Below are 26,495 nucleotides of genomic sequence, written 5' to 3'. Positions count from 1 at the left end.
GGCAGGCGACTTACCCAACACCGGGCACAGAGGGCCGGGACACAGAAGAACCCCGTAGGCACCAGGGGCGCTGTACGGGGCTCTGAGGGGCTGTCAGGGAGTGGTTCAGCTCTGGCTCTCGTCATGGGCTTGGAGAGCCTGAGAGATGGCACCAACGGACGGGTTACGGGTTTCTCCGCTCCCGGTCTTGTAGGTGAGGTGAGGCTGAATCTGCCGGATGGTGAATCCCTTGTCTCGGAGCGCCACAGCCTGAGCCGTAAGAGCCTCAGTCATGACCGGACGGCGACCACCAACCCGCCCGTTCTTCCGGGCACTCTCAAGGCCGTTCTTGGTCTTCTTCACGATGTCCCGTCGCCTGTCCTCTGCCAGAGCGAAAGCAAGGTCAAGGATGAGACTCCGTTCGGTGTGCTCACCCTTGGCGATACCGTCCAGCACCTTTACGGCTACGCCACGCTCGAAAAGATCAGTCAGCATCAGCAGTCCCTCAAGAAGGTTCCGGCCGAGCCGGTCAACTTCCTGGACGCACAGCATATCTCCCTCTCGCATATACCCGAGTGCCGAGACGAGACCAGGGCGCTCCGAGACAGTGAGCTTCCCGGAGATCTTCTCTTCAAAGACCTTGACGCATCCGGCTTCCGTGAGTGCGTCATGCTGTCGAGCCGTCTCCTGACGGTCCGTGCTCACTCGAACCAGTCCAACAAGTGCCATGACTCCCCCTCGCGTTCATCAAACGTGCCTGCCAACAAGATGAACGGTACCAGATAGATGAACGGGTTGATGAACACCGAGATGAACGATCCGGGGTTCACGGGCCCTGTCGGCACAGGTTCAGCAAACGACCGTTTGATGAACAGTCGCCGGACGGCTCCGAACAGCACTCTTGCTACAAATCTTGAGACAATTAGAGGGAGGGGGAGGCGCACCAGACAGACGAGACAGACAGGAGATTGATCATGGGCATGGGACCGGGAATGCCGGTGGATATGGATGCGATCGACGCAATGGCAGCAACGGCGACAGAGGGAGCCGACCAGGGCGACCAGATGTGGGAGGGGCTACAGCAAGGCTTCCTGAACTCAGGGGGTGTTGGCCGTGCGGCAAGCTTCGGACAGGGAGCCATCGAGGGGCGCGCAGCACTCGCACTAGCCATGTGACACGCATTCAGACCCTTATAAGTCAAGGTATTTTTGTAACAATTTCATGACGGAAAGATCACGAGTTAATTACAAAATTACATTACGTGATCAAGAGGCATTTAAGAGCCCCGATCCGCTACGGACAGTCATAGTCCCTGGTGGTCGGGGCTCTGTGCTGTCCGCGCTCTCACCAACAATGTGAGTTTTCTCGGTAAAATGGATTCATAGAAGGGGACGGCCGTAGAGAGACAGACACGACCACCCGGAGTAGCAATGAGCACAACTCTTGAGTACCTGCCTATCTGGCGGGTACGAGACCTATCTTTCGCAGCCAAGATGACTTGGCTTGCCTTCCATGCCGGAATCCCGGTGCCTGATACGGCATGGCGCGACTACCTATCCAAGATGGGTCAGCCGTACGTACCCAAGGAAGCCTGCCTAGCTGAGCTAGAGGTTTCCGGATGGTTGGCGTAAGGGGTACAGAGATGTCCCCGAGAGCCTACGCCGTACTCAGCCTCATGCAATGGCACCGCGAACGCGGAGAAACCGCCTCTGTAGACGTTCTAGCAGAGGAGACGCGTATGACGTTCCCAGAGCTAGGACAGTGCCTCAGAGAGGTAAGCAAGCACGTTACAGAGACCCTATGGCCGGACGGCCAGAGAACAGCATTGGAGAAAGGATGAGATGAGCGAGACAGAAGAAATCGAGCTAGAGGGGAAAGCCCGACACCCCTGGAGACAGAAGAGGAACCATGCCCGCGCCAATTTGCTTTGGATGTATATGAAGCAACACGAGGGAAAAAGGTTTACACAAGCTGAGCTGAGTGAGGCTCTTGGGCTAAGTACAGACGGCCGACTGCTCAGAGAGGCCATTGAGGTACTAGAAGACAGAGGATGGCTTACGGTCGACCGTAAGCGCAGACCACACACATACACACTTAACTAGGAGAAACCAAATATGACTAACTCAAGCGCATTCACCGCAGGAGCACAGCAAGGGAATTGGTGGACGAACCATATCGCCACCGCTCCGGAGCGCGAGGCTAAGCAGCGCGCAATGCGAACGGAGCAGGAAAGAATGATTGAGCAGTACCAGAGGGAGCAGCACAGACAGGCTGTGATGTCATCGGCCGGACCAGCCATTTTGGATCTGATCCAGGGATACCTGGATAGAAACACGCCCGCCGTTGCTCGCAACGTAGAGGCTGACTTTGTGGAGCGTCTACCGGGTTCCACTGCCTCTGATTTCCGTACGGCTCTGGAGTACTTGAAGCAGGCCGGACAGATTCATGAGCTTGTCTCTTCAACCCAGGGCTTTATGGGAGAGAAGACAACTCATCTCTATCCATTGGAGGGTTAATGGCAAAGCCAGAGGAACTGAGTATTCCCGCACTGGCTATCTACACAGAACTACGCGACAGAGGGGAACTCATTCCAGAAGAAAGGTTCTATGAGGAGTTCCCCGATGCCGATTATGAAGCCATTCTGAGTTCTTTGAAGAATTCAGGTTTGTACCCCGAGCCGGCTTCGAGTTCATGGGGAAATTCAAGCGGGGTTCTCTTCAGAACTAGAAGTCCTTTGCCCTTGAGGACCGACTAAAGAGCAAGAATGAATCAGACTAAAACAGGGAAACCCCCCGATTCATGAAAATGAAAATGAATCGAGGGGTTCTCTCTGGATCAGACGGAGTAGTAATCGAGCTATTGCCCTATGCCGAATAGTGTTACGTGAGAAATGCCCTACAGGCGGGGGAATGTCCGTAGGGCTCTCGGGAAGAGGATAAGAAAATGGTGCCTATCACTTCCAATGAAGCCTCCACCCAAGTAAATCAACCGGGCTAACCAAGCCGCAATTAACCAACTACCTCAAGGATATCAGCTATGACTGACAGACTGGATAAGCCAGCGAACACCGCTGGTGCCAATAAGTTCGACCTAATCAACACCATCACAATCAGCGATCTCAGACCGGAAGACAAAGTATTGCTGATTGAGCTAGTGATGAGATGGAACAAGGAAACCGGACAGCTAAACCCGAGTGTCGAACGACTGGCCAAGGCAAGAGGTATCAAGCACGCGAAGAACTTCAAGGGTGCCGATGCCTACTTGCCAGGACTCGTGACCAAGCAAAAGGTAGGGCGCAAGAATCACTATGTTCTCAACGTGCCAGGGATCATCAACCTTGCAGAGGGGGAAGTGAACACCTCTCACTACACTTCTGCACCCAATACCCCTGCTACAGAAGGGGTATCCACCAATACCCCTGCACCAGCAGACAACACCCCTTCTACAGCAGGGGTAAACAACCCTTCTCCAGCAGGGGTATATACCCCTTCCATGGAAGGGTCCAATAATTCAAGAGATAGTTCAGTAGATAGTTCATCTAATAATGGGGGAGTTACTCATGTTCAGAAGGATAACCAGGGATCTCCTCTGGTGGAGACTAAGTCTCCTCTGGTCATTCCTGGTGAGGTAGTTATTGAAGAGATTGGTATCTCTCCTCTGGTAGACGTAGTCGACGCTCCCGCGTCTCCTGCTCCTGGTGAGACTAAGAAGTCTCGTGCATCGTTCATTCCCAAGAGCAGAAGGAAGGACGTTGCCCACGTACCCGCGTCCCTCGATGCCTCTGTAAGCGCCAACGGCGCACAGCCTGAGGCATCGGAGCCTGAGGCTTCCTCCAAGCCTTCAGAGAGCGACTGGAAGCCTCTCAGGCGTGTTGAGGAATCCGATGATGACTACAACCACCGCGTACTCAAGGTGATGCTTGCCAGAGACCAGGCACGTAAGGACAGAGAGAAGATCGAGCAGGCGCAGAAGGTAATGCGCAAGACGCACGACCACACGCCCAATACTTCTGCGGGCATTGCCCGACTGGCCAATTACGCCAGAGCAAGAGAGAATGGATAGGGGAAACATTGAGCACCCATAAGAAAGTCCAGGGAATCGATATCCCTGGACTTCTCTTTTGGAATTCTATAGGGCTCAGCCGGCCGGGGTACGCTAATTCCTTTATTTAATAGGGGAATGAGGCTACTGAATAACAAATTCAAAGGAATTGCAGCCGTGGCTCCTGGTTTTCTAGGTAGTTCCGTAGGTGTCTCGACTAGAAGGAGTTACTACTCTCGATGGCATTTGAGAGTAGTAACAAAACTTCCGAGTTCGGGAAACCTTCCATCTTCCCTGTCGAGTTACTTGTTCACCCTGGATAGATGTCCAGGAACCGAGTTTCCTTCACAACAACCGTAGGCAACTTGTACAACCGCAGGATCAGGCACTTCATTCCTGACTGGTTGAATCCCTTCTCGATCGAGAGAACTTCACCAGCTTTGCCGTTCCACAACTTCAGCCGATCACCTGTCTTCAGCTTGTCTGCCCTCTTGCGTACTGTCTTGTTGATGCTTCCTCCTGGTGTATGTCGTCTTCCTTCAACTTCCCTCTATCGTCTCAGCCACCACTGACAAACAGACATGAGTCATTCCGCTTACGGATGCAGGTAAGCGCCCGACCCCAGAGGGAGCCGAGCGCTGCTTTCGCATCTCACATGTCGTCAAAGGTGAGTTGCCTAGCGGAATTTTCGTACATTGCAAGCTGCTGGCGACTTTCATGCATGAAAGACATTAGCTCCATCCATTTAGTGAGTCTCCTCCTAGAAAGAAGGTCAGGCTTGACAATCTTCCCGTTTCCTAGCTGGATCAGCATAGTGACGGGGTTTCCTTCGAGCGGCTTGTATGAACCTGCGTAGATAGCCCCTTGCCAGAGTGGACCGTCAAAGGAACTGATCTCCCTCTTTTCCTCTCCTTTGAGAATCGCTACAGCGATTTCCTTCGTACAGGTAAAGTCTGCGTTGGTGACCTTTTGGAGAAGGGTTACCCTCTCAACGGAGACTGCCGTAGAGCTATTACTGATGAATCGGATGTTGCACTTAATGGAGTCCCAGCTAATTTCCGACGGGCACCAAAGATGCAATTTAACTTTGATGCGCGGCTTAGCTCTGCGGTAGTTCAGGGCAGAGACGAGCATATTGGCCCCCGTGAAGAGGGCACTGACCGAAGCAACCATGATGGCGATCACTGGAAGCGACATGCGCCAAGGATGCCCGTTGGCAAGCCTGTTGGACCCCTACTTGAGGAACATCTGCGGTTGGACATGGGAGAGCCCCCAGACCGGTCGGTACCGCGTCCAGGGGCTCCCCTTATTCGCTCACGTGTTCACTCGGCTCCCAGTACCTTTACCTCACACGTTCGTACCGTTGCGTCCCCAGGACGACGACCGGTGACATTGAACGTGAGTGACTTTCCAGGCTGGATAGCGTCGGTGGTCATCTGGCCCATTTCCACCTGTCTCCCCTCCCCGTTGAACCAGTAGAGCTGAATCACGTAGGCCGTTGGATTCGGGAAGTCGTTGGTTGCCCGGAGTTCCATAGTGGTCCCCTGGCCAGTGCCGCAGTGTGTGGCCTTTACCGGCTCATCTGATTCAGCGCCCTTGTCGTCCGTGCTCCCGCATCCGGCTATGGCAAGACCCGTAATCAGCGCGACTCCCGCCCAGCGGGCATGTCTCCTCTTCACGTCACTCCTCATATCCGGGAATCCGCTGCCCCCGGCTCTCAGCGATGTTCAGTACGTCCGTCAGGCTTTCGATGAGACGGCTTGCGATCCAGCGCAGCTCATCTGTCGTGAGTGTGGCCTCTTCTGCGACCATCGGCCGCGCCAGTCCCACGATCACGGCTGCTGTCTCGATCTGCTGACTCTCGATGCTGTCGGCCAGCATGGACAACGCTGTGCGCGTCCCGTCCGTGATCAGGTGTGCCGTCTTCCCTTCCGGCCACTTCCAGGGCAGCAGCCGTACGTGGCTAGGCTGGCTCACTGTCATCAGCTCCTCATGGCTGTTGGCCATACCCCCGGACCGTTCGCCCGGTCGCGGGGGCCTCTCGTGAGCTGAGGTTACGCGGTTACGCGTAAGCGCGGTAGCAGATCACCGCAGTACCGCGCACGCTGGCCGTATGGCTGACCTTGATCGTTCCCGGAACCTCTGGCCCCAGATTGCCGATGATCTGCGTCGCCGGTTGCGCTCTGGAGAGTGGGCACCTGGTGAGCGCTTCCCTGGGACGGTCGCATTGGCAGCGGAGTACGGGACGGCACAGGCGACCACACAGAAGGCTGTCGTAGCCCTACGGGCGGAGGGTTGGCTACGGCTGGAAGTCGGACAGGGCAACTACGTGACCGACACGCCCCCTGATGGGGCCTGAGAGTCGTTCCGGCTACTGCCCAACCCCCTGGAAGCCCTACGCACTCGAAAGACCGGGCCACCCCGTTCGGAAAGTCGAACGGTAAAGGTAGGGGGTCGGTTTTCCCGAACAACTCGACAGAAAAGCACAAAGCCCAGGTTTCCCCTCTGTGGGAGTCACCTGGGCTCTCGTGTGTCTTGGGGTCAGTACCTGTCTCCCAAGCCCTGTACGGCGTTCACGGCCCTTGTGCTGGCCATGTCTGCGCCGTACCTGCGGAGCATGGCGGGAGACTTCCAACCACGGATAGCCATGATGTGCTCGCCCGATACTCCCGCAGCCTTCAAGTCGTCTGCCCACGTGTGGCAGAACGAGTGAGGAGCAACCTGGGCAGGGTCGTAATCCGCATCCTTGGCACGCTTCTTCACCATGACGTACAGACCCCTGTACTGGAGTGGACCCCGGTTGCGTGTACCGAGCCAGAGGAACGGGGTTGAGTTCGCCATGGCGTGAGTGGAGCGCACCCGGAGATACCGAACGAGAGCCTTTACCGTCTTGGGCTGTAGGGGAATGGTCCGGCCGTCAACGCTGTTCCGGTCCATCTTCAGAGGGATCACAACCAACGTGTGTCGGGTGAGATCCAAGTCTTCAACCCGCAGGTTCAACAGCTCTTCCGCTCTCAGTCCCTCCGTGAGGACACGGACGATTGCGTGATCCCTCACGGTCTGGAAGTCACGGACTTTGGGGGAGCCGTTCCCCGTGACCTTGAGTACGTCGGTCACGAACTCCTCAGAGAGCGTCTTGGGCTTACCGATCGGGGGAGCCGTGTACCTGTGGAGCTTGGGGGAGTCGTACGGGCTTGGGTGGTCGTACTCCTCTGCCAGATAGATGAACAGCGGACGGAGATTGCGTTGAAGGGTGTTCGTCCCTCCCGTGTAACCGCCCTTGCCGTCCTGCGACTTGGGTACGTCGTGCACCTGGTAGTACCAGCGAAAGAAGCGGTTCAGGGTGGCTACGTCACATGCGGTGAAGTCGCCTTCCATGCTGCTCTCGGTCATCCAGTTATGGAGAGCCACACCAGCGAACTTGTACGCGTTGATGGTCTTCCGCTGGAAGGGACGTCCGTACCTGTTGGTGATCGTGCTCAGGTGAAGGTCGAGTTCATCGAGCATGGCCGTACGCGCATCCGTGGCTGAGCGTCCGTCGACTACGCGGAGAGGTGCTGTCGGCTGTGTCGGCTCAGTGCTGCTCTGGGGCTTCCTGAGCGCGCTCCGGAGAGGTGTACGTGAGGTCACTTGGGCTCCCTTTGCGCCGTGTGGCGCTCTGTGGAGCTAGGTCAGTCGATAGTGGACCAAGCAACTGACCTAGCCCCGTCTCGGACGGGAGTCCTAGACCGTGAGAGCTGTGTCTGACCTACGAACATGCAGGTCAGAGACTGTTGTGGAGGCCGTGGCGGGAATTGAACCCACGTACCTCGCTTTGCAGGCGAGTCCCTAAGCCACTCGGGCACACGGCCAAGTTGGTTCGGAGGCGGCAGGGCCGCGTTCCGGACTTGGTGACTTGACCGTACGGGTGGGGTGGCGTGGGGCTCAAGGGCATCCGTGGGGGTGCAACGGGACTGCCATACGGCGTTCATGAAAGGGGGCCGGGCGTACGACCAAGGGCTGAGGGGCGGGACCGACTTTTGACAGGGGTCATTGTCAGTGGCGGACCTTACGCTGGCGGGCATGGCAGTCCAGGAACCGCGTCCGCGTGACATCGGCGTCACGGCAGCAGTCCCCGAGCACGGTGAGTCCGTGCTCGGGAAGTCGTTCAGGGCGCTCAGTGTCGGGATCGTCTCCGTTGTGCTGTTGATCGCCTTCGAAGCGACCGCGGTGGGGACCGCCATGCCGGTGGCCGCCCGCGAGCTGGGTGGGGTTTCCCTCTACGCCTTCGCCTTCTCCGGGTACTTCACCACCAGTCTCTTCGGCATGGTGCTCGCCGGGCAGTGGTCCGACCGGCGGGGGCCGCTCGGGCCGTTGGGCAGTGGGATCGCGGCCTTCGGGGCGGGGCTCGTGGTGGCGGGGACCGCCGGGGGCATGTGGGTGTTCATCCTCGGGCGGGCCGTGCAGGGGCTCGGTGGCGGGCTGGTCATCGTCGCGCTGTACGTCGTCGTCGGGCGGGCCTATCCCGAGCGGTTGCGGCCCGCGATCATGGCCGCGTTCGCCGCCTGCTGGGTGCTGCCGTCGGTCGTGGGGCCCCTGGCCGCCGGGGCCGTCACCGAGCATCTCGGGTGGCGGTGGGTGTTCCTCGGGATACCGGTGCTGGTGGTGCTGCCGCTCGCGCTGGCGCTGCCTCAGATACGGGTGCGGGCCGGGGGGCCCGTCGACACCACCGCCGACTCTCAGCCCCGGACCGACGGGCGGCGTCGGATTCGGCTCGCCCTCGGGATCTCCTGCGGGGCCGGGCTCCTCCAGTACGCCGCCCAGGATCTGCGGCCCCTCTCCGTGCTCCCCGGTGCCCTCGGGCTCGCCCTGCTCGTGCCCGCCGTGCTCGGGCTGCTGCCGCGCGGCACCTGGCGGGCCGCCCGCGGGCTGCCGTCCGTCGTCCTGCTGCGCGGTGTCGCCGCCGGGGCGTTCATCTCGGCCGAGTCCTTCGTGCCGTTGATGCTCGTCACCCAGCGCGGGCTGAGCCCCACGCTCGCCGGGTTCTCGCTCGCCGCGAGCGGCGCCACCTGGGCGCTGGGGTCCTGGGTGCAGTCCCGGCCGCGCGTGGAGCCGTACCGGGAGCGGCTGATGACGTTCGGGATGGTGCTCGTCGCCCTCTCCATCGCCGCCGCGCCGGCCGTGCTCCTGCACTCCGTGCCGGTGTGGACGCTGGCCGTGGCCTGGGGGTTCGGCTGCTTCGGGATGGGGCTCGTGATCGCCTCCACCAGCGTGCTGCTGCTCCAGCTCTCCGCGCCGGAGGAGGCCGGCACCAACTCGGCCGCCCTCCAGATATCCGACGGGCTGGCCAACGTCCTGCTGCTGGCCGCCGGCGGTGCCGCCTTCGCCGCGCTCGGCGGCGGGGCCGTCGCCCACGCGGGCACCCTGGCCGAGGGGGAGTCGTCGTCCCATCCGGCCGCCTTCGCCGTCGTCTTCCTGCCGATGGCCGTCGTCGCCCTGTTCGGGGCCTGGGTGACCACCCGGGTGCGCGAACGGCGACAGTAGAAAAGCCCTGGCCAGGAGCCTCGCCAGTCTCCTAGCCTCGCCGCATGTCACAGCCCACCCCCGGTTCCGGCACGCCCCCGCTCGCCGTCCCTCTCGGCCCGGCGCTGCGGCGCGCCCTCGACGATCTCGCCGACGCCACCGGCCGCCGTCCCGAGGACATCGCGCGGGACGCCGTCGAGGCATGGATGCGGGACGAGGAGGCGCGGGTGCGAAGCGTGGCCGAGCGGCTCGCGCGGGCGCACGCCGGGCTGCTGCGGAAGCTGGGGGAGTGACCATGGCCGCGACCAGACACCTCACCGTCGCCGAGGTGACGGACATCGCACGGATCGCCTTCTCCGGGCCGGACGGCCCTGAAAACCCCGCCCCCGAGACCCGCGACCCCGCCCTCCTCGCCTCCGCCGTCCACCGCCCCCGCGCCCGTATGTTCGGCACCGCCGCCTACACCGACCCCTACGAGCAGGCCGCCGCCCTGCTCCACGGGATCGCCGCGAACCATCCCCTCGTGGACGGCAACAAGCGCGCCGCCTGGCTCGCCGCCGCCACCTTTCTCGCGCTGCACGGCACGGATCTCGCCGCCTGTGACCAGGACGCGGCGTACGACCTGGTCATCGACGTGGCCTCCGGTACGGAGTCCGAGATCGCGGTGATCGCGGCGCGGCTGCGGGCGTTGTGACGTCAGTCCCACCCGGCGGCGACCCGGCCCCGTTCGCGCGATGACGGTGCCGGGCCGCCGGTAGGGTGGCCCGGTTGTCATACGTAGCCGAGTGATCAGCAGCGAGAACCGAGCCGTCCGACCCCCGAACCCGGAGACCGTGACTACCACCGCCGCAACCTCCACCTCCCACTCCCACCACCTCTCGCCCGCCTTCCCCGGCCGCGCCCCCTGGGGCACCGCCAGCAAGCTGCGGGCCTGGCAGCAGGGGGCGATGGAGAAGTACATCCAGGAGCAGCCGCGCGACTTCCTCGCCGTCGCCACCCCCGGCGCCGGCAAGACGACCTTCGCGCTCACCCTCGCCTCCTGGCTGCTGCACCACCACGTCGTGCAGCAGGTGACCGTGGTCGCGCCGACCGAGCACCTGAAGAAGCAGTGGGCGGACGCGGCGGCGCGGATAGGGATCAAGCTCGACCCGGAGTACAGCGCCGGACCGCTCGGCAAGGACTATCACGGCGTCGCCGTGACCTACGCGGGCGTCGGCGTCCGCCCGATGCTGCACCGCAACCGCAGCGAGCAGCGCAAGACGCTCGTCATCCTCGACGAGATCCACCACGCCGGTGACTCCAAGTCGTGGGGCGAGGCGTGCCTGGAGGCGTTCGAGCCGGCCACCCGGCGGCTCGCGCTCACCGGCACGCCGTTCAGGTCCGACACCAATCCGATCCCCTTCGTGGCGTACGAGGAGGGCCCGGACGGGATCCGGCGCTCCTCCGCCGACTACACCTACGGCTACGGCTCGGCGCTCGCCGACCATGTCGTGCGGCCGGTCATCTTCCTCTCCTACAGCGGCAACATGCGCTGGCGCACCAAGGCCGGCGACGAGATCGCCGCGCGGCTCGGCGAGCCGATGACGAAGGACGCCGTCAGCCAGGCGTGGCGTACGGCGCTGGATCCGCGCGGCGAGTGGATGCCGAGCGTGCTGCGCGCCGCCGACCAGCGGCTCACCGAGGTCCGCAAGGCCGTCCCGGACGCCGGGGCCCTCGTCATCGCCTCCGACCAGGAGTCGGCCCGCGCCTACGCCAAGCTGATCCGCGAGATCACCGGGTCGAAGGCCACGCTCGTGCTGTCCGACGACGCCGGCGCGTCCGGCCGGATCGACGAGTTCAGCGGCAGCAACGACCGGTGGATGGTCGCCGTACGGATGGTGTCCGAGGGCGTCGACGTGCCGCGCCTCGCGGTCGGCGTGTACGCCACCACCATCTCGACCCCGCTGTTCTTCGCGCAGGCCGTCGGGCGTTTCGTGCGGTCGCGGCGGCGCGGCGAGACCGCGTCCGTGTTCCTGCCGACCATCCCCGACCTGCTGACCTTCGCCAACGAGATGGAGGTCGAGCGCGACCACGCCCTCGACAAGCCGAAGAAGGACGGCGAGGAGGACCCGTACGCCGAGGAGGACAAGCTCCTCGCGGAGGCGGAGAAGGAGCAGGACGAGGACACCGGCGAGCAGGAGCAGTTCGCCTTCGAGGCGCTGGAGTCCGAGGCCGTCTTCGACCGGGTGATGTACAACGGCGCCGAGTTCGGCATGCAGGCCCACCCGGGCAGCGAGGAGGAGCAGGACTACCTCGGCATCCCGGGGCTGCTCGAACCGGAACAGGTGCAGTTGCTGCTCCAGAAGCGGCAGGCCAAGCAGATCGCGCACAGCCGCAGGAAGCCGGACGCCGAGGCCGACCTCCTGGAGCTGCCGGCCGAGCGGCGGCCGGTCGTCTCGCACAAGGAGATGATGGAGCTGCGCAAGCAGCTCAACACCATGGTCGGCGCATACGTCCACCAGAGCGGCAAGCCGCACGGGGTGATCCACACCGAGCTGCGCCGGGTGTGCGGCGGACCGCCGAGCGCGGAGGCGACGGCGGGGCAGTTGCGGCAGCGCATCGCCAAGGTGCAGGAGTGGGCGACCCGGATGAAGTGACGTCCGCGCGCATGCCGTGGACGTCATGTCGGGTGGGGGTCAGGAAGGGGGCGCGCAGCCGCATGCTGCGCCCCGTACGTATCGGGACAAACACAGGAACTCCATACCGGCCATTGACCGGATTCTGGACGGAGCCTTCCGCTCAGCGAACCCGCCCGGCTACTGTCCCGCTACGCACACGCCCCGTGGCAGCGCCGCCGCGGAGCGCAGCCGTGAAGCGACTGGGCCCGGACACGCCGTGCCCATCTGCCGATCGGCGGCCTCTGAAGCGCGTCACTGACGGGACTCGGTGTCGCATCCGCCGCGAGGGGGCCGCCGACCTCACCACTTAAGGAGTGGGCGTCGTGACCGCGGAGACCTCCCAGACGCTCGACCGGGGCCTGAAGGTCCTGAAACTGCTGGCCGATACGGACCACGGGCTGACCGTCACCGAACTTTCCCAGAAGCTGGGCGTGAACCGGACCGTCGTGTACCGGTTGCTCGCCACGCTGGAACAGCACGCACTCGTACGACGCGACCTGGGCGGACGTGCCCGGGTCGGCCTCGGGGTGCTCAGGCTGGGCCGGCAGGTCCATCCGCTGGTGCGTGAGGCGGCGCTCCCCGCGCTGCGCTCGCTCGCCGAGGACATAGGGGCGACCGCGCACCTCACGCTGGTCGACGGCGCGGAGGCCCTCGCGGTCGCCGTCGTCGAGCCGACCTGGACCGACTACCACGTCGCCTACCGGGCGGGCTTCCGGCATCCGCTGGACCGGGGGGCCGCCGGACGCGCGATCCTCGCGGCCCGCCGGCGCCTGCCCGACGAACCCGGCTACACCCTGACCCACGGCGAACTGGAAGCGGGCGCGAGCGGAGCCGCCGCCCCGCTGATCGGCGTCACCGGCGTCGAGGGCAGCGTGGGCGTGGTGATGCTCGCCGACGCGGTCCCCGAACGCGTCGGCCCACGGGTCGTGGACGCGGCGAGAGAAGTGGCCGAGGCCCTGCGCTGACGCCGGGCGCGCCCGCCGCACGGCCTCGTCCACACGGGCGGGGCGGTGCACGCCGCGTACGCCGTGTACGCCGGGCCGCCGTAGCCCTGTTCGGTCCCCCGGCCGAGCGGGGGAGGCGCTGCCCGGTGGCCGCCACCGGGCCGGGCCCGGCCACGCCGCGAAGCGGGCACCCGGCGGACCCGGGCACCCGGCGGACCCGGGCGCCCGCCCGCAACCCGCACCCGAGCCCTCACCCGAGCCTCACTCGAACCCGCACCCGAGCCCTCACCCGAGCCCTCACCCGAGCCCTCACCCGCACCCGAGCCCTCACTCGAACCCTCCCCCGAGCCCGCCCCCAAGGCCCCGCGGCCCGAGCCGGCGCACCTGCCGCGGGAGCGTTTCGCCCCCGCCGGTTACATTGGCCCCGTGCTCTCTCGTCTCACGCGCCCCAGGGCCGTCGCCGTCTGTGCCGTGCCGCTGGTGGCCCTGCTGGTCACGGCGGCTGTCGCGCCGTTGCCGTTCTCGGTGGCGCAGCCCGGGATGACGGCGAACGTGCTCGGTGAGGACCGGGGCACGCCCGTCATCACGATCTCCGGCGCGCCCGTCCGCCCGACCACGGGCCAGCTCCGGATGACGACCATCGAGGCGACCGGCCCGGACGCCAGTGTCCGGCTGGGCGATCTGATCGACGGCTGGTTCCGCACCGACCAGGCGATCATGCCGCGTGACTCGGTGTACCCCGGCGGGGGCGACACCGAGGAGATCGAGAAGCACAACACCGAGCAGATGGAGCAGTCCCAGGACACGGCGACCGAGGCCGCCCTGCGCTACCTCGGCCGTACCGACGACGGCATCGAGGTGGACCTGGAGCTGGCCGACGTCGGCGGCCCCAGCGCCGGGCTGCTGTTCTCCCTCGGGATCGTCGACAAGCTCGACGGCGACGGCAGCGACGGCGACCTCACGGGCGGCCGCACCATCGCCGGTACGGGGACCATCGACGCGGACGGCAAGGTCGGCGCGGTCGGCGGGGTCGCCCTGAAGACACAGGCCGCCCGGCGGGACGGCGCGACCGTCTTCCTGGTACCGAAGGCGGAGTGCTCCGACGCCCGCTCCGAGCTGCCGAAGGGCCTGCGGCTGATCCCGGTCACCACGCTGAAGGGCGCGGTGGACGCGCTGGTGGCCCTGGAGTCGGGCAAGGGCTCGGTCCCGGCCTGCTGACAGCGCCCTGCCCCCGGCCTCCTACCGCACCAACCCCTGCTCCCTCATCCACTCCAGCGCCACCTGGTGCGGATCCTCCCCGTCCACGTCCACCCGCGCGTTCAGCGTCCGCGCCACCTCGTTGTCCAGCTTCGCCGTCAGCGGCGCCAGGACGTCGGCGATGGCCGGCCACTTCTCCAGCGTCCTGGAGTTGACCTCGGGGGCCGCGTTGTAGTGCGGGAAGAACGTCCGGTCGTCCGCCATCACCACCAGGTCCATGGACGCGATCCGGCCGTCGGTCGTGTACACCTCCCCGTACGTGCACCGCCCCTTCGCCGCCTCGGTGTAGATGATCCCCGTGTCCATCTGGGTGATCCGGGACGCCGGCACCTTCAGCCCGTACGCCTTGAGCATCCCCGGCAGCCCGTCCGCGCGGTTGGCGAACTCGCCCTCCACGCACAGCGTCACCGCGCTCGGCATCGCCGTGCCCAGGGCCGCCACCTGGGAGAGGTTGTGCGTGTCGTACCGCTTGTGCAGATCCCGGTTCATGGCGAGGGCGTAGGTGTTGTCCAGCCGGGACGGCGGCAGCCAGGTCACACCGTTCTTCAGATCGGCGTCGCGCACGGCCTTCCACTGCGCCTGCGCGTCGGGGAGCGGCTCGCTGTTGCCCTGGTACGAGATCCAGGCGGTGCCCGTGTACTCGTACATGGCGTCGGCCTCGCCCTTGCGGACCGCCTCGCGGGGGCCGATGGACCCCTGGATGCCGGTCCGGTCGACGACCTCCGCGCCCGCCGCCTGGAAGGCGATGCCCATCATCGCGCCGAGGACGAGGTTCTCGGTGAACGACTTGGACGTCACGGTGAGCCGCGCACCGGTCAGCGGCCGTCCCTTGCCGATGGTGCCGGGGGAGACGTCGTCGGCCATCGGCGAGCCGCTGCTCAGCCCGCAGCCGGAGACGCCGGACACCAGGGCCAGCGCGGACAGGACGGCCAGCGCGGACCGTACGGCCGGTCCGGACCGTACGGACAGCGCGCGCCCCGGCGCGGGCCCCCTCACCGTTCCGTCTCCAGCCCCCGGGGCCGCAGCAGCAGTTCGGCCAGCGAGGCCAGCCAGTCCACCAGCAGGGCCAGGGCCACGGTGAGCAGGGAGCCCAGCACCAGGACCGGCATCCGGTGGTTGGTGATCCCGGCGGTGATCAGCACGCCCAGGCCGCCGCCCCCGCCGAAGGCCGCCAGGGTCGCCGTCCCGACGTTGAGGACGAGGGCCGTACGGACCCCGGCCAGGATCAGCGGGACGGCCAGCGGCAGCTCCACCCGGCGCAGCACGTCCAGCGGGGACATCCCGATGCCGCGGGCGGCCTCCAGCAGCGTCGGGTCGTTGGCCCGCAGCCCGGTGACGGTGTTGGCGAGGACGGGCAGGACGGCGTAGGCGACCATGCCGATCAGGGCGGCCTTCGTCCCGGTGCCGAGCCAGATCACCAGCAGCGCGAGCAGACCGATCGCCGGGGTGGCCTGGCCGGCGTTGGCGAAGGCCATGACGAACGGGGTGGCGCGGCCGTACCGGGGGCGGGTCAGCAGGACGCCCAGCGGGATCGCGAGGATCAGCACGAAGAAGGTGGAGAGCACGGTCAGTTCGACGTGCTGCCACAGCGCCTTGGAGACCTGGCCGTGGGAGAGGGCGTTCTCGGAGACGACATCCAGCTCGGCCTGGCGGAACCACAGCCAGGTCCCCAGCATCAGGGCCACCAGACAGGCGGGCAGGACGGTCAGCTTCCGCCAGCCGATCCGCGGTGCCCGGCCTCTCGTGGGCGACGGCGCGGTCCCGGTCTCCTCGATGTCGAGCGCGGTCATCCCTCCCACCCCTGACCGTCCGTGTCCCGCCCCGCCCGGCGCCGGTCGTCCTCCAGCAGTTCGTGTACGGCGTCCATCAGCGTCCCCACGTCCACCACCCCGGTGTACTCGCCCTGCGGTCCGGTGACCGCGACCCGGCCGGAGCCGTTCGTCAGCACCGCCTCCAGCGCGTCCCGCAGGGTCGCGTCCTCGCCGACCGTGGCGCCGTCCACCGGTGTCCCGGCGCCGTCCAGCGGGCCCGGGGGGTCCGGCAGGTCGGCGCGGCGCAGCCATCTGCGGGGCCGGCCGCTCAGGTCGAGGACGAGGACCTCGTCGCGGCCGCAGGCGTCCAGCCGTCGGACGACGTCCGGGAGCGTGTCGTCGACGGACACCGTCGGGTGCGCGACGACCCGCACGTCCCGCACCCGGGTCAGGTTGAGCCGCTTCAGCGCCGCCCCGGCGCCCACGAACCCGGACACGAAGTCGTCCGCCGGATGGGTGAGGATCGCCTCCGGGGTGTCGAACTGGGCGATGTGCGAGCGCTCGCGCAGCACCGCGATCCGGTCGGCCAGCTTGATCGCCTCGTCGAAGTCGTGGGTGACGAACACGATCGTCTTGCGCAGCTCGCGCTGGAGCCGGATCAGCTCGTCCTGGAGGTGGTCGCGGGTGATCGGGTCGACGGCGCCGAAGGGTTCGTCCATCAGCAGGACCGGCGGATCGGCGGCCAGCGCCCTCGCCACGCCCACCCGCTGCTGCTGGCCGCCGGAGAGGCGGCGCGGATAGCGGTCGTGGAACTCGCCGGGGTCGAGCCCGACCAGGTCGAGCATCTCCTCCACCCGGTCCCGGATCCGGGCCGCGGACCAGCCGATCATGCGGGGGACCAGGGCGATGTTCTGGGCGACGGTCATATGGGGGAACAGCCCGGAGGACTGGATCGCGTACCCGACCTTGCGGCGCAGCCGTACCGGGTCGATGGCGGTGACGTCCTCGCCGTCGATGCGGATGCGGCCGCCGGTCGGCTCGATCAGCCGGTTGATCATCTTCAGGGTGGTGGACTTCCCGCAGCCGGACGGTCCGACCAGGACGACGGTCTCGCCCGCCCCGATCTCCATGCTCACGTCCTCCACGGAGGGCCCGGAAGCGCCCGGGTACCGCTTGCTGAGGTTCTCCAGGCCGATCCGCGCTCCGTGCGACCGGCCCCCGGGCCGCGGCCCGCTCCGTGGTGCCGTCCCGGTCCGCCGCACCCCTGCCACCACCGGCGACTCAGCCACGGATCCCCCTCGGAATCGTCAGCCGCCCGAGCAGCACGTACCCGGCGTCGAACAGCAGCGCCAGGGCGACGATCCCGAGCGTGCCGGCGAGGACCTGGTTGAGGGCGTTCGCGCTGCCCAGGGAGGCGAGGCCGCGGAAGATCTCGTTGCCGAGGCCGGGCCCGGAGGCGTAGGCGGCGATCGCCGCGATGCCCATCAGCATCTGGGTGGAGACCCGGACGCCGGTGAGGATCGGCGGCCAGGCCAGCGGGAGTTCGACCCGCAGCAGCCGGGCCGTCCGCGACATCCCGATGCCCTCGGCCGCGTCCACCAGCGCGGGATCCACCCCGCGCAGGCCGACGATCGCGTTCCGTACGACCGGCAGCAGCCCGTACAGGGTCAGCGCGATCACCGTCGGCGGCACGCCGAGCCCCACCACCGGGATCAGCAGACCGATCAGGGCCAGCGAGGGCACGGTCAGGACGGTCGCGGTGGCGGTGGTGGCCAGCGCCCCGGCCCGCTCGCTGCGGTAGGTGGCCAGCGCGATCAGCACCCCGAGGACGGTGGCCAGGACCGTGCACTGGAAGACGGCGCTGGCGTGTTGCCAGGCGTCCGTGAGCAACTGCTGATGCCGGCCCGCCAGGTACTCCCAGAAGCTCACACGCGCTCACCGCCCCAGGTTCTAGGTCTCCCGGTCGCGGGCCGCCTGCTCCACCAGCGGGATGATCCGCAGCGGTACGGCGTTCTCCATCACGATCGCGGTGGAGGCCCGGACGATCCCATCAAAACCGACAACCAGGTCGATGACCCGCTGGAGATCGGCGTTGGAGCGGGCCACCAGCCGGCACAGCATGTCCCCGCTGCCGGTGGTGGTGTGCAGTTCGAGGACCTCCGGCACGGTCGCCAAGTGGGCCCGTACGTCGGCCCCTTGGCCCTGCCGGATCTGGAGCGTGGCGAACGCGGTGACCGGGTAGCCGAGGGCCGCCGGATCCACGTCCGGGCCGAAACCGCGGATGACGCCATTCGACTGAAGCCGGTCCAGCCGCGCCTGCGCGGTGCCCCGGGCGACCCCCAGCCGCCGGGACATCTCCAGCACCCCGATCCGCGGCTCCCGGGCCAGCAGCACGATGATGCGTCCGTCCAGATGATCGATCGCCACGACCGCCTCCGTGATGGTCACCCTGTACAGAAAGTCCGCCCCTACCGCCGTAGCACTGAACAGATTGCCCGGTGGCGGAGCGAACTATTGCGCACCTTGCGGGTCGGGGCGAGGCTTCCGCCTATGACGCAGACCACACACCACACTCCCGACACCGCCCGGCAGGCCGACCCCTTCCCGGTCAAGGGAATGGACGCGGTCGTCTTCGCCGTGGGCAACGCCAAGCAGGCGGCGCACTACTACTCCACCGCCTTCGGCATGAAGCTGGTCGCGTACAGCGGTCCGGAGACCGGCAGCCGCGAGACCGCCTCGTACGTGCTCACCAACGGCTCGGCGCGCTTCGTCCTCACCTCCGTCATCAAGCCCGCCACCACCTGGGGCCACTTCCTCGCCCAGCACGTGGCCGAGCACGGCGACGGCGTGATCGACCTCGCGATCGAGGTCCCGGACGCCCGCGCCGCGTACGCCTACGCCATCGAGCACGGCGCCCGCTCCGTCGCCGAGCCGTACGAGCTGAAGGACGAGCACGGCACGGTCGTCCTCGCCGCGATCGCCACCTACGGCGAGACCCGCCACACCCTGGTCGAGCGCTCCGGCTACGACGGCCCCTACCTCCCGGGCTTCGCCGCCGCCGACCCGCTGGTCGAGCCGCCCGCCCACCGCACCTTCCAGGCGGTCGACCACTGCGTCGGCAACGTCGAGCTGGGCCGGATGGACGAGTGGGTCGGCTTCTACAACAAGGTCATGGGCTTCACGAACATGAAGGAGTTCGTGGGCGACGACATCGCCACCGAGTACTCCGCCCTGATGTCGAAGGTCGTCGCCGACGGCACGCTCAAGGTCAAGTTCCCGATCAACGAGCCCGCGATCGCCAAGAAGAAGTCGCAGATCGACGAGTACCTGGAGTTCTACGGCGGCGCCGGCGTCCAGCACATCGCGCTGAACACCAACGACATCGTCGAGACGGTCCGCACCATGCGCGCGGCCGGCGTCCGCTTCCTGGACACCCCCGACTCGTACTACGACACCCTCGGCGAGTGGGTCGGCGACACCCGGGTGCCGGTGGAGACCCTGCGCGAGCTGAAGATCCTCGCCGACCGCGACGAGGACGGCTATCTGCTCCAGATCTTCACCAAGCCGGTCCAGGACCGTCCGACCGTGTTCTTCGAGATCATCGAGCGGCACGGCTCGATGGGCTTCGGCAAGGGCAACTTCAAGGCCCTCTTCGAGGCGATCGAGCGGGAGCAGGAGAAGCGCGGCAACCTGTAGCCCGCCGCTGCTCGTCGCCGGTCACTCGGGCGGCTCGACGTCCGGCACCTCTCCCAGTCCCGCCAGCGCCGCCCGCGCCACCGGGGCGTGCAGCGGGGAGAAGTACGGGTTGAGCCGCAGGGCCTCCGCCAGATGACGTCGGGCGGGCGCGGACTTCCCCAGCGCCCGCTCGATCATCCCCCGGTGGTAGACGTACGGGGCGCTGCGCACCGCCCCGCCGTGCACCCGGTCGGTGGCGATCGCGGCGAACCGCAGCGCCTCCTCGTGCGCGCCCGTCCGGTGCAGCGCCCAGCCCAGCGCGTCCGCGACGGCGGTCCCCGGCTGCCGCCGCCACTCCACCCGCAGCCGCCGTACCGCGGCCGCGGGATCGCCGTGGTCGGCCTCGAAGCGGCCCAGCACCAGCGCCCCGTCGACACCGCCCGCCGTGTCCTCGCGCACCCGCTCGCGCAGCAGGCCGTACTGCTCGGCGGCGGGCCCCGCCAGCCCCCGCGCCTCGTACAGCTCGCCCAGCTCCAGCGCGTACTGCGGCAGCGGCTGCCCGTCGAGCGCCGCCCGGTACGCGCTCAGCGCCTCCTCCGTCCGGCCCAGCGCCGCCAGCGCCCGCCCCTGCCCGGCGAGCGCGGCCCGCTGGTCCGGGTCCAGCCGCACCGCCTCCTCGAAGGAGCGCAGCGCCTCCTCACGCTCCCCGCGCTCGAACGCCAGCCGCCCGGCCCGCTCCCGCCACGCCGCCTCCTCGGCGGGGGAGCCGGCGCCCGCCGCCGCGTCCGACAGCGCGGCCTGCGCGTCCTCCGGCCGCCCCCGCTCCCAGTACACGTCCGCCGCCCGCGCCAGCACCGCCGGACCGGACCCCAGCCGCAGCATCCGGTCCAGCGCCGCCTGCGCCCCCTTGTAGTCGCCGAGCCCGGTGCAGGCATCGATGAGCTGCGGATACGTCGTCCAGCGCCCCGGCGCCGCCGCCCGCGCCCGCTCCGCCCAGGTCTTCGCCGCCCGGAAGTCCTGGCGCGCGTTGGCCAGCGCCGCCAGCCCGCCCAGCGCCTCGGCGTTGCCGCGCGGCGCCACCGACAGCGACGTGCGCAGCGCCCGCTCCGCCTTCGGGAACCGGGTCGCGTCGGCGGTGCGCCGGCCCTGCTCGACGTAGGCCGTGCCGAGCACCGCCCAGGAGCGGGCGTCCCGCGGATGCTCCCGCACCCGGCCCTCGCGCTCCTCGATCAGCGCCGCCAGATCCGGCAGCGCCGCCGTCACCCCGGTGCGCACCGCCGCGTGCGCCCGCGCCCCCGGCGCCGGGGCGGCCGCCCCGCCCCCGCCGGACCCGCCGAACGGCCACAGCAGCAGCACGCCGCCCAGCACCACGCACCCCGCCAGCGGGCCGACGAACCGCGGCCGGCGGTACCAGGAGGGCTGTCGGGGTGCCACGTCCGGGGCGGTGCCCGCTTCGTTCTCCATGGCGCTCACTCTGCGTCGCCGCGACGGCCGCACCCGGGCAGGTGACGGCTCCCGCGGCCGGGGTTCACACCGATGGCCCCGGGTGTCAGGCTGTGATCATGAGCCGTATCGAAGCGCCGCACGACCACGTCACGGGCAGCCTCGTCGACCGTCTGCTCGCCGGCCTGCCCGCCGAGGCCGTCCTCACCGACCCCGACGTCACGGTCTCGTACGCCCACGACATGGCCGGCTTCTGTCCGGCGGGCACCCCGGCCGTCGTGGTGCTGCCCCGCACGGTCGACCAGGTCCGGCACGTCATGCGCACCGCGACCGAGCTGCGCGTCCCCGTCGTCCCCCAGGGGGCGCGCACCGGCCTGTCCGGCGGAGCCAACGCCTCCGACGGCTGTGTCGTCCTCTCCCTGACGCGGATGGACCGCATCCTGGAGATCGACCCGGTGGAGCGGATCGCCGTCGTCGAACCGGGCGTCGTCAACGCCACGCTGTCCCGCGCGGTCGGCGAACACGGCCTCTATTACCCGCCGGATCCCTCCAGTTGGGAGACGTGCACCATCGGCGGCAACATCGGCACCGCCTCGGGCGGGCTGTGCTGTGTGAAGTACGGGGTGACGGCCGAGTACGTCCTCGGCCTCGACGTGGTGCTGGCCGACGGCCGGCTGATGACCACCGGCCGCCGCACCGCGAAGGGCGTCGCCGGGTACGACCTGACCCGGCTGTTCGTCGGCTCCGAGGGCTCGCTCGGTATCGTCGTACGGGCCGTCCTGGCGCTCCGGCCGCGCCCGCCCCGACAGCTCGTGCTGGCCGCGGAGTTCGCGTCGGCGGCCGCCGCCTGCGACGCCGTCTGCCGGATCATGGCCGGCGGGCATGTGCCCTCGCTCCTCGAACTCATGGACCGTACGACCGTCAAGGCCGTCAACGACCTCACCCGCATGGGCCTGCCGGAGTCCACCGAGGCGCTGCTGCTCGCCGCCTTCGACACCCCGGACCCGGCCGCCGACCTCGCCGCGGTCGGCGCGCTGTGCGAGGCGGCCGGTGCCACCCAGGTGGTTCCCGCCGAGGACGCCGCCGAGTCCGAACTGCTGCTCCAGGCGCGGCGGTCGTCGCTCGTCGCCCTGGAGGCCGTCACGGGCACGACGATGATCGACGACGTGTGCGTGCCGCGCTCGCGGCTCGGCGACATGATCGAGGGCGTGGAGCGGATCGCCGAGCGGCACCGGCTGACCATCGGCGTCGTCGCCCACGCGGGTGACGGCAACACCCACCCCACCGTGTGCTTCGACGCGCAGGACCCCGACGAGTCCCGGCGCGCCCGCGCGTCCTTCGACGAGATCATGGCGCTCGGTCTGGAACTCGGCGGCACGATCACCGGCGAGCACGGGGTCGGGGTGCTGAAGAAGGAGTGGCTGGCGCGTGAGATCGGCCCGGTGGGGGTGGAGATGCAGCGGGGCATCAAGCAGGTCTTCGACCCGCTGGGCATCCTCAATCCGGGCAAGCTGTTCTGACCGGAACCGGGTGGGCTGTCGTGCCCGGAGCCGGACGGGCTGCTCTCCTCGGGCCCGCGGTGGCGCATGTCATTCCCCCTCCGCCGACTCGTCCGTCGGCCAGGGATCGCGCAGCCAGGCGTCGTCCGCGGGGGTGGGGGCGAGCAGTTCGGCCAGACCGTCGTCGATGCCGAGCTGCTCGCCCTCGGTCCCCGGGGGCACCACCCGCAGCGTGCGCTCCAGCCAGGCCGAGACCTGGGCGGCGGGCGCCTCCAGGAGGGCGTCGCCGTCGGGCGAGCTGAGCGCGATCAGCACCACGCTGCGGCCCTCCACCTTCGTCGGCCACACCCGTACGTCCCCGTGCCCGCACGGCCGGAACACCCCCTCGACCAGCAGCTCGCGGGCGAACGTCCAGTGCACGGGGTGCTCGGAGTCGATGTGGAAGACGATGTGGACGGCGAACGGGTCGTCGCTGCGGTAGCTCAGCCGGGCCGGGACGGGGATGCTGCGCTCCGGCGACAGGACGAGCCTGAGTTCCAGTTCGCGCTCCACCACGGTGTGGTGCATGGTCGTTCTCCTCTCGGTACGGATGTGTACGGACGGAGAGAGCGAGAACGACGCGGAGCATTACGCGGGTTCGGAGAAGTTTTTTCCGCGGGGCGCGGCGGACGGTTCCGAACGTGTGAAGGGCGTGCACGGGGTTGCCCGGAAAGGGGCCGGTACGGCGGGAGTGGGGGTGGGGGTTGCGCCGGTCTGATAGATGTGGAGCCCCCTGGCCACCTCCGACAGATACGGGACGACGGACATGAGCGCCCCAACCCCGGCCCCCGGCGACGACCGGCCCCGCGAAGGGTTCTACCCGGACCCGTCCATCCCCGGATACGTCCGGTACTGGAACGGCTCCGCCTGGGTGCCCGGCACCAGCCGGCCGGCCCCCTCGGCCGGCGAACCGCTCACGCCTCCGGCGGCCTCCGTCGAGGAGACCGGCCCGCACTTCTTCGACGAGGACCCGAGCCCGGCACAGCAGAACGACGGCCGGTCCGAGCCCGCGTCCGCGTGGGGCGCCGACCGCGCCCGCCAGTCGGGCTTCGGCGGCGACCAGGACCGCCGGGTGTCCTGGGGCGCCGCCCCGCAGGGCGCGGACCCGGGACTCGGGACGGCGGAGCCGGGCGAGTCCCCAGCGGGGGGCGCTCCCGAGCCGCCCGGCACCGGCGGCCCGTCCTTCGCTCCGCGCCCCCCGGAACCGACGCCGTCCTCCTCCTCCGCCGCCGCACAGGCACCCGCCCCTGCTCCCGTTTCCGCTTCCGCTCCCGCGAAGCCCGGCTTCGGGGCCGGGAAGGCGGCGGCCGACCGTGCCGCGGCCGTGCAGGCCGGCGGTGCCGAGGGCTTCCCGCCCGCGGCGGGGCAGGCGCCGACCGTCCCCCCGCAGTCCTCCGGTCCCGCGCCGATGAGCCAGGGGCTGGGCGGCGGGCAGTCGTCCTGGGCCCAGCAGGTGCACCGGCTCGCGGGCGGCGACGAACCGGTCGCGCCGTGGAAGCCGCCGGTCGACGACATCTTCCAGGCCGCCGCCCGCCGCCAGGCCGCGGCCCGTCCCGCCTCCCTCGGCAAGCGGTTCGCGGCCCGGCTGGTGGACACCCTGGTCCTCGCGGCGGTCACCTCGGCCGCCGCCGTACCGCTCGGTGTGAAGGCCCTCGAGCACGTCAACGACAAGATCGACGCGGCCAAGCTCAGTGGACGGACCGTCACGGTCTGGCTGCTCGACGGCACGACGTCCGTGTACCTGGGCATCGTCGTCGGCGTGCTCCTGATCGTCGGCATCCTCTACGAGGCCCTGCCCACGGCCCGCTGGGGCCGCACCCTGGGCAAGAAGCTGTTCGGCCTCGACGTCCGCGACATCGAGGCCCACGAACCCCCGACCTTCGGCGCGGCCCTCCGCCGCTGGCTGGTCTACAGCATCCCCGGCCTCCTGGCCATCGGCCTCGTGGGCACCCTCTGGTGCCTCTTCGACCGCCCCTGGCGCCAGTGCTGGCACGACAAGGCGGCGCACACGTTCGTCGCGGGCTGACCTGAGACGGCCCCTGGGGGTGCACGCCCGCGCGGTTTCCAGGGGGCCCGCATGGTTCCCCCTGGGGCACTGAAGCGCCCGTCTCGCGCACGGTCCCGGGGGCGTTCGCCCCATGCCGGTCCCGGGGCACCCGGAGGGGGCTGACGCTCGCCCTTGGGGGCGACCGTACCCGTACCGAGCTGGCCGGCCCGTCCCGACGCCTGTCCGCGCCCTCGCCCCCGGAGGGGCGCCCGTGGCCGTCCCCGCCCGAGTCACCGGGGCCGTGTCCCCGTCCTTCCCGGAGGACTCCAACTCCCGCCCCTCGGGGGCGACCCGTGGCCGTGCCGAGGGTTGTCGGTGGTACGGCCCTCGGGAGACGCCCGCACCTGTCGCCCCCCCCGGAGGGACCCCGTACTCCGTACGGACCCTCGCCGGATGCGGGCGGGTGGGGATCGGGGTCGACTCGGGGCATGACCAGCGAACCGCCCTCCGGGTCCGGTGGGCCGCCGGAGGACGACCCGTTCCGGAAGCAGCCGCCCCCGCAGCAGCCGCCGCCCTCGCAGGGGGGCTCGCCCTATGACAGGCCGTACGACGGGGAGCCGCCTCCGCCGTACTCCGGCGGGGGTGGGCCCGGGGCCTACGGCGGTGACCCCTACGGGGGGTATCCGTCCGATCCGTTGGCCGGGATGCCGCCGCTCGCCGACAGCGGGAAGCGCACGTTGGCGCGGATCGTCGACATGATCCTCGTGTACATCGTCGTCGCGCTGCTCGCCTGGGCCTTCCGGGTGGATCAGTACACCGTCGACGCCGACGAGCTGGAGTTCGGCAAGACCTTCGGGCGGGAGCTGATCACCGCGATCCTCTATGTCGCGTACGACACGATCCTGACGGCCCGGCACGGACAGACGCTCGGCAAGAAGTGGTTCGGCATGCGCGTGGCCAACCTCGACAACGGCTCGACGCCCTCCGTGCAGACCTCGCTGATCCGCGCCCTCGTGCTCTGGGTGCCGTTCGCCTTCTGCTGCGCCTGTGTGTGGACGGCGATCGCCGGCGGCTGGAGCTTCTTCGACAAGCCCTACAAGCAGGGGCTGCACGACAAGGCCGCCAAGACCGTCGTCGTGGGGGTCGGTTGACGCCGGAAGGGGCCCGTGCGCTGCGGCACGAGCCCCCGACAGGTGTCAGGAAGCCGTCGGCTCCCGGACGGAGGCGACGGGCACCGGCACCGGCTCGGGCTGCGCCTGCTGCCGGACCGGTGGCGCTGACGCCGACGCCGGCGACGGCCGCGGTACCGGCACCGTCATCGCGACGAGCAGGCCGAGTCCGAGTGCGGCGATGGCGATGACCGCGACCCCGGGGCCGGAACTCGTCTGCGACAGCAGCAGCATGGCCAGCGTCGAGAAGATGACGGTGCAGGAACCGTACGTGAGCTGTGCGACAGTCGGACGAGGCATGGCAATCGTGTCCTCGGATACGGGGGAGATCTCGACTCTATTGGCGTGCATGCCCGAGCGGAACGAACGGTAAGCGTGACCTAACACACGGTGCCGGTGCACAGGGGGCGCACGGAGTCATGGAGTCCACCAACCGGACCGATCCGCGCGCCCTTCACGGAACCGTCACACGTCCGCAATCCGAACAGCGGCTCTCAATAATGCAGTTGACCTGTCCAAGTCAAGGTCTGTTTTTTCTTTCCAACCAGTAGT

At 68.1% G+C, this 26,495-nt stretch carries 27 protein-coding genes and 1 tRNA gene; 14 read left to right on the top strand and 14 right to left on the bottom strand.

Annotation, left to right across the window (positions count from 1 at the left end):
• Positions 1-105: 105 nt before the first annotated feature.
• Complete coding sequence (locus AFM16_RS15365) at positions 106-708, bottom strand: recombinase family protein (protein WP_078633645.1); 603 nt, start codon at positions 706-708, stop codon at positions 106-108.
• Between the two features lie 245 nt (positions 709-953).
• On the opposite strand from AFM16_RS15365, the gene AFM16_RS15360 reads away from it, so the two are divergent.
• From AFM16_RS15360 to AFM16_RS39045, 3 genes are all read left to right on the top strand, one after another.
• Positions 954-1,154 carry a hypothetical protein gene (locus AFM16_RS15360; protein ID WP_078633644.1) on the top strand — a complete coding sequence of 67 codons (201 nt, stop codon included), beginning with the start codon at positions 954-956 and terminating at the stop codon, positions 1,152-1,154.
• 939 nt (positions 1,155-2,093) lie between these two features.
• Entirely contained in the window at positions 2,094-2,495 is a 402-nt protein-coding gene (locus tag AFM16_RS39050; protein ID WP_143648374.1) for a hypothetical protein, read from the top strand.
• A gap of 520 nt (positions 2,496-3,015) precedes the next feature.
• Positions 3,016-4,041 carry a hypothetical protein gene (locus tag AFM16_RS39045; RefSeq protein ID WP_143648372.1) on the top strand — a complete coding sequence of 342 codons (1,026 nt, stop codon included), beginning with the start codon at positions 3,016-3,018 and terminating at the stop codon, positions 4,039-4,041.
• Positions 4,042-4,671: 630 nt separating this feature from the next.
• Here AFM16_RS39045 and AFM16_RS39040 read toward each other — a convergent pair.
• The 3 genes from AFM16_RS39040 to AFM16_RS15355 form a co-directional block, all read right to left on the bottom strand.
• Positions 4,672-5,217 (bottom strand): hypothetical protein, encoded by a 546-nt coding sequence (locus AFM16_RS39040; protein ID WP_143648370.1) that lies wholly within the window; start codon positions 5,215-5,217, stop codon positions 4,672-4,674.
• Positions 5,218-5,342: 125 nt separating this feature from the next.
• Entirely contained in the window at positions 5,343-5,711 is a 369-nt protein-coding gene (locus AFM16_RS39035; RefSeq protein ID WP_143648367.1) for a hypothetical protein, read from the bottom strand.
• A complete protein-coding gene (locus AFM16_RS15355) occupies positions 5,701-6,027 on the bottom strand; it encodes a hypothetical protein (protein ID WP_245177702.1) in 327 nt (108 codons plus the stop codon). Before AFM16_RS15355 ends, AFM16_RS39035 begins: the two co-directional genes overlap by 11 nt.
• A gap of 106 nt (positions 6,028-6,133) precedes the next feature.
• On the opposite strand from AFM16_RS15355, the gene AFM16_RS15350 reads away from it, so the two are divergent.
• The gene (locus tag AFM16_RS15350; RefSeq protein ID WP_078633643.1) at positions 6,134-6,379 is read left to right on the top strand and encodes a GntR family transcriptional regulator; all 246 of its coding nucleotides are present in this window, start codon (positions 6,134-6,136) and stop codon (positions 6,377-6,379) included.
• A 182-nt stretch (positions 6,380-6,561) separates the two neighbouring features.
• On the opposite strand, the gene AFM16_RS15345 is transcribed toward AFM16_RS15350, so the two are convergent.
• Together AFM16_RS15345 and AFM16_RS15340 are read right to left on the bottom strand one after the other, a co-directional pair.
• A complete protein-coding gene (locus AFM16_RS15345) occupies positions 6,562-7,527 on the bottom strand; it encodes a tyrosine-type recombinase/integrase (protein ID WP_245177701.1) in 966 nt (321 codons plus the stop codon).
• Positions 7,528-7,796: 269 nt separating this feature from the next.
• Positions 7,797-7,871: transfer RNA gene (locus tag AFM16_RS15340), tRNA-Cys, on the bottom strand.
• A gap of 211 nt (positions 7,872-8,082) precedes the next feature.
• On the opposite strand from AFM16_RS15340, the gene AFM16_RS15335 reads away from it, so the two are divergent.
• From AFM16_RS15335 to AFM16_RS15310, 6 genes are all read left to right on the top strand, one after another.
• Complete coding sequence (locus AFM16_RS15335) at positions 8,083-9,543, top strand: MFS transporter (protein WP_078633641.1); 1,461 nt, start codon at positions 8,083-8,085, stop codon at positions 9,541-9,543.
• A 44-nt stretch (positions 9,544-9,587) separates the two neighbouring features.
• Entirely contained in the window at positions 9,588-9,815 is a 228-nt protein-coding gene (locus AFM16_RS15330; protein WP_078633640.1) for a YlcI/YnfO family protein, read from the top strand.
• Positions 9,816-9,817: 2 nt separating this feature from the next.
• Positions 9,818-10,216, top strand: coding sequence for a type II toxin-antitoxin system death-on-curing family toxin (locus AFM16_RS15325; RefSeq protein ID WP_078633639.1), 399 nt, complete (start codon positions 9,818-9,820; stop codon positions 10,214-10,216).
• A 139-nt stretch (positions 10,217-10,355) separates the two neighbouring features.
• Complete coding sequence (locus AFM16_RS15320) at positions 10,356-12,158, top strand: DEAD/DEAH box helicase (RefSeq protein ID WP_078636965.1); 1,803 nt, start codon at positions 10,356-10,358, stop codon at positions 12,156-12,158.
• Between the two features lie 344 nt (positions 12,159-12,502).
• Positions 12,503-13,144: an IclR family transcriptional regulator gene (locus AFM16_RS15315; protein ID WP_030780304.1), complete on the top strand. Its 642-nt coding sequence runs from the start codon at positions 12,503-12,505 to the stop codon at positions 13,142-13,144.
• A 405-nt stretch (positions 13,145-13,549) separates the two neighbouring features.
• Positions 13,550-14,341: a S16 family serine protease gene (locus tag AFM16_RS15310; RefSeq protein WP_030780301.1), complete on the top strand. Its 792-nt coding sequence runs from the start codon at positions 13,550-13,552 to the stop codon at positions 14,339-14,341.
• Positions 14,342-14,362: 21 nt separating this feature from the next.
• On the opposite strand, the gene AFM16_RS15305 is transcribed toward AFM16_RS15310, so the two are convergent.
• From AFM16_RS15305 to AFM16_RS15285, 5 genes are all read right to left on the bottom strand, one after another.
• Positions 14,363-15,313, bottom strand: coding sequence for a glycine betaine ABC transporter substrate-binding protein (locus AFM16_RS15305; RefSeq protein ID WP_489433991.1), 951 nt, complete (start codon positions 15,311-15,313; stop codon positions 14,363-14,365).
• 59 nt (positions 15,314-15,372) lie between these two features.
• Positions 15,373-16,170, bottom strand: a complete 798-nt coding sequence (locus tag AFM16_RS15300; RefSeq protein WP_030780295.1) for an ABC transporter permease — start codon at positions 16,168-16,170, stop codon at positions 15,373-15,375.
• Complete coding sequence (locus AFM16_RS15295) at positions 16,167-17,267, bottom strand: betaine/proline/choline family ABC transporter ATP-binding protein (protein ID WP_245177700.1); 1,101 nt, start codon at positions 17,265-17,267, stop codon at positions 16,167-16,169. The genes AFM16_RS15300 and AFM16_RS15295 overlap by 4 nt, the downstream gene beginning before the upstream one ends.
• A 145-nt stretch (positions 17,268-17,412) precedes the next feature.
• On the bottom strand, positions 17,413-18,060 hold the full coding sequence (locus tag AFM16_RS15290) for an ABC transporter permease (protein ID WP_030780288.1): 648 nt from the start codon (positions 18,058-18,060) through the stop codon (positions 17,413-17,415).
• A gap of 21 nt (positions 18,061-18,081) precedes the next feature.
• Positions 18,082-18,558 carry an Lrp/AsnC family transcriptional regulator gene (locus tag AFM16_RS15285; protein WP_030780285.1) on the bottom strand — a complete coding sequence of 159 codons (477 nt, stop codon included), beginning with the start codon at positions 18,556-18,558 and terminating at the stop codon, positions 18,082-18,084.
• 123 nt (positions 18,559-18,681) lie between these two features.
• Between AFM16_RS15285 and hppD the strand changes: the two genes are divergently transcribed.
• Positions 18,682-19,827 (top strand): 4-hydroxyphenylpyruvate dioxygenase, encoded by a 1,146-nt coding sequence (gene hppD / locus AFM16_RS15280; protein WP_078633637.1) that lies wholly within the window; start codon positions 18,682-18,684, stop codon positions 19,825-19,827.
• A gap of 21 nt (positions 19,828-19,848) precedes the next feature.
• Here the strand turns inward: hppD and AFM16_RS15275 are convergent, their stop codons facing one another.
• Positions 19,849-21,270, bottom strand: a complete 1,422-nt coding sequence (locus AFM16_RS15275) for a tetratricopeptide repeat protein (protein ID WP_078633636.1) — start codon at positions 21,268-21,270, stop codon at positions 19,849-19,851.
• A 92-nt stretch (positions 21,271-21,362) separates the two neighbouring features.
• On the opposite strand from AFM16_RS15275, the gene AFM16_RS15270 reads away from it, so the two are divergent.
• Positions 21,363-22,769, top strand: a complete 1,407-nt coding sequence (locus tag AFM16_RS15270; protein WP_030780279.1) for an FAD-binding oxidoreductase — start codon at positions 21,363-21,365, stop codon at positions 22,767-22,769.
• Between the two features lie 69 nt (positions 22,770-22,838).
• Here the strand turns inward: AFM16_RS15270 and AFM16_RS15265 are convergent, their stop codons facing one another.
• On the bottom strand, positions 22,839-23,315 hold the full coding sequence (locus tag AFM16_RS15265) for an SsgA family sporulation/cell division regulator (protein ID WP_030780277.1): 477 nt from the start codon (positions 23,313-23,315) through the stop codon (positions 22,839-22,841).
• 238 nt (positions 23,316-23,553) lie between these two features.
• Between AFM16_RS15265 and AFM16_RS15255 the strand changes: the two genes are divergently transcribed.
• Both AFM16_RS15255 and AFM16_RS15250 read left to right on the top strand, forming a co-directional pair.
• Entirely contained in the window at positions 23,554-24,813 is a 1,260-nt protein-coding gene (locus tag AFM16_RS15255; protein ID WP_078633634.1) for an RDD family protein, read from the top strand.
• Between the two features lie 449 nt (positions 24,814-25,262).
• Positions 25,263-25,925: an RDD family protein gene (locus tag AFM16_RS15250; protein ID WP_030780273.1), complete on the top strand. Its 663-nt coding sequence runs from the start codon at positions 25,263-25,265 to the stop codon at positions 25,923-25,925.
• Positions 25,926-25,970: 45 nt separating this feature from the next.
• On the opposite strand, the gene AFM16_RS15245 is transcribed toward AFM16_RS15250, so the two are convergent.
• A complete protein-coding gene (locus tag AFM16_RS15245; protein ID WP_078633633.1) occupies positions 25,971-26,243 on the bottom strand; it encodes a hypothetical protein in 273 nt (90 codons plus the stop codon).
• Positions 26,244-26,495: the final 252 nt, after the last annotated feature.

It is taken from the genome of Streptomyces antibioticus, from assembly GCF_002019855.1.
In the GTDB taxonomy this organism is placed as follows: Bacteria; Actinomycetota; Actinomycetes; order Streptomycetales; family Streptomycetaceae; genus Streptomyces; species Streptomyces antibioticus_B.
Note: the sequence above shows the minus strand (reverse complement) of the source record. Positions and strands in the feature narration are given on the sequence as shown.

Excerpts from the sequence above, each read along its gene's own strand:
- AFM16_RS15275 (WP_078633636.1), bottom strand. The coding sequence starts at position 21,270 with ATGGAGAACGAAGCGGGCACCGCCCCGGACGTGGCACCCCGACAGCCC.
- AFM16_RS15325 (WP_078633639.1), top strand. The coding sequence starts at position 9,818 with ATGGCCGCGACCAGACACCTCACCGTCGCCGAGGTGACGGACATCGCA.
- AFM16_RS15345 (WP_245177701.1), bottom strand. The coding sequence starts at position 7,527 with ATGCTCGATGAACTCGACCTTCACCTGAGCACGATCACCAACAGGTAC.
- AFM16_RS39050 (WP_143648374.1), top strand. The coding sequence starts at position 2,094 with ATGACTAACTCAAGCGCATTCACCGCAGGAGCACAGCAAGGGAATTGG.
- AFM16_RS15300 (WP_030780295.1), bottom strand. The coding sequence starts at position 16,170 with ATGACCGCGCTCGACATCGAGGAGACCGGGACCGCGCCGTCGCCCACG.
- AFM16_RS15330 (WP_078633640.1), top strand. The coding sequence starts at position 9,588 with ATGTCACAGCCCACCCCCGGTTCCGGCACGCCCCCGCTCGCCGTCCCT.
- hppD (WP_078633637.1), top strand. The coding sequence starts at position 18,682 with ATGACGCAGACCACACACCACACTCCCGACACCGCCCGGCAGGCCGAC.
- AFM16_RS15250 (WP_030780273.1), top strand. The coding sequence starts at position 25,263 with ATGACCAGCGAACCGCCCTCCGGGTCCGGTGGGCCGCCGGAGGACGAC.
- AFM16_RS15365 (WP_078633645.1), bottom strand. The coding sequence starts at position 708 with ATGGCACTTGTTGGACTGGTTCGAGTGAGCACGGACCGTCAGGAGACG.
- AFM16_RS39040 (WP_143648370.1), bottom strand. The coding sequence starts at position 5,217 with ATGTCGCTTCCAGTGATCGCCATCATGGTTGCTTCGGTCAGTGCCCTC.
- AFM16_RS39045 (WP_143648372.1), top strand. The coding sequence starts at position 3,016 with ATGACTGACAGACTGGATAAGCCAGCGAACACCGCTGGTGCCAATAAG.
- AFM16_RS15360 (WP_078633644.1), top strand. The coding sequence starts at position 954 with ATGGGCATGGGACCGGGAATGCCGGTGGATATGGATGCGATCGACGCA.
- AFM16_RS15355 (WP_245177702.1), bottom strand. The coding sequence starts at position 6,027 with ATGGCCAACAGCCATGAGGAGCTGATGACAGTGAGCCAGCCTAGCCAC.
- AFM16_RS15335 (WP_078633641.1), top strand. The coding sequence starts at position 8,083 with ATGGCAGTCCAGGAACCGCGTCCGCGTGACATCGGCGTCACGGCAGCA.
- AFM16_RS15255 (WP_078633634.1), top strand. The coding sequence starts at position 23,554 with ATGAGCGCCCCAACCCCGGCCCCCGGCGACGACCGGCCCCGCGAAGGG.
- AFM16_RS15350 (WP_078633643.1), top strand. The coding sequence starts at position 6,134 with ATGGCTGACCTTGATCGTTCCCGGAACCTCTGGCCCCAGATTGCCGAT.
- AFM16_RS15245 (WP_078633633.1), bottom strand. The coding sequence starts at position 26,243 with ATGCCTCGTCCGACTGTCGCACAGCTCACGTACGGTTCCTGCACCGTC.
- AFM16_RS39035 (WP_143648367.1), bottom strand. The coding sequence starts at position 5,711 with ATGAGGAGTGACGTGAAGAGGAGACATGCCCGCTGGGCGGGAGTCGCG.
- AFM16_RS15265 (WP_030780277.1), bottom strand. The coding sequence starts at position 23,315 with ATGCACCACACCGTGGTGGAGCGCGAACTGGAACTCAGGCTCGTCCTG.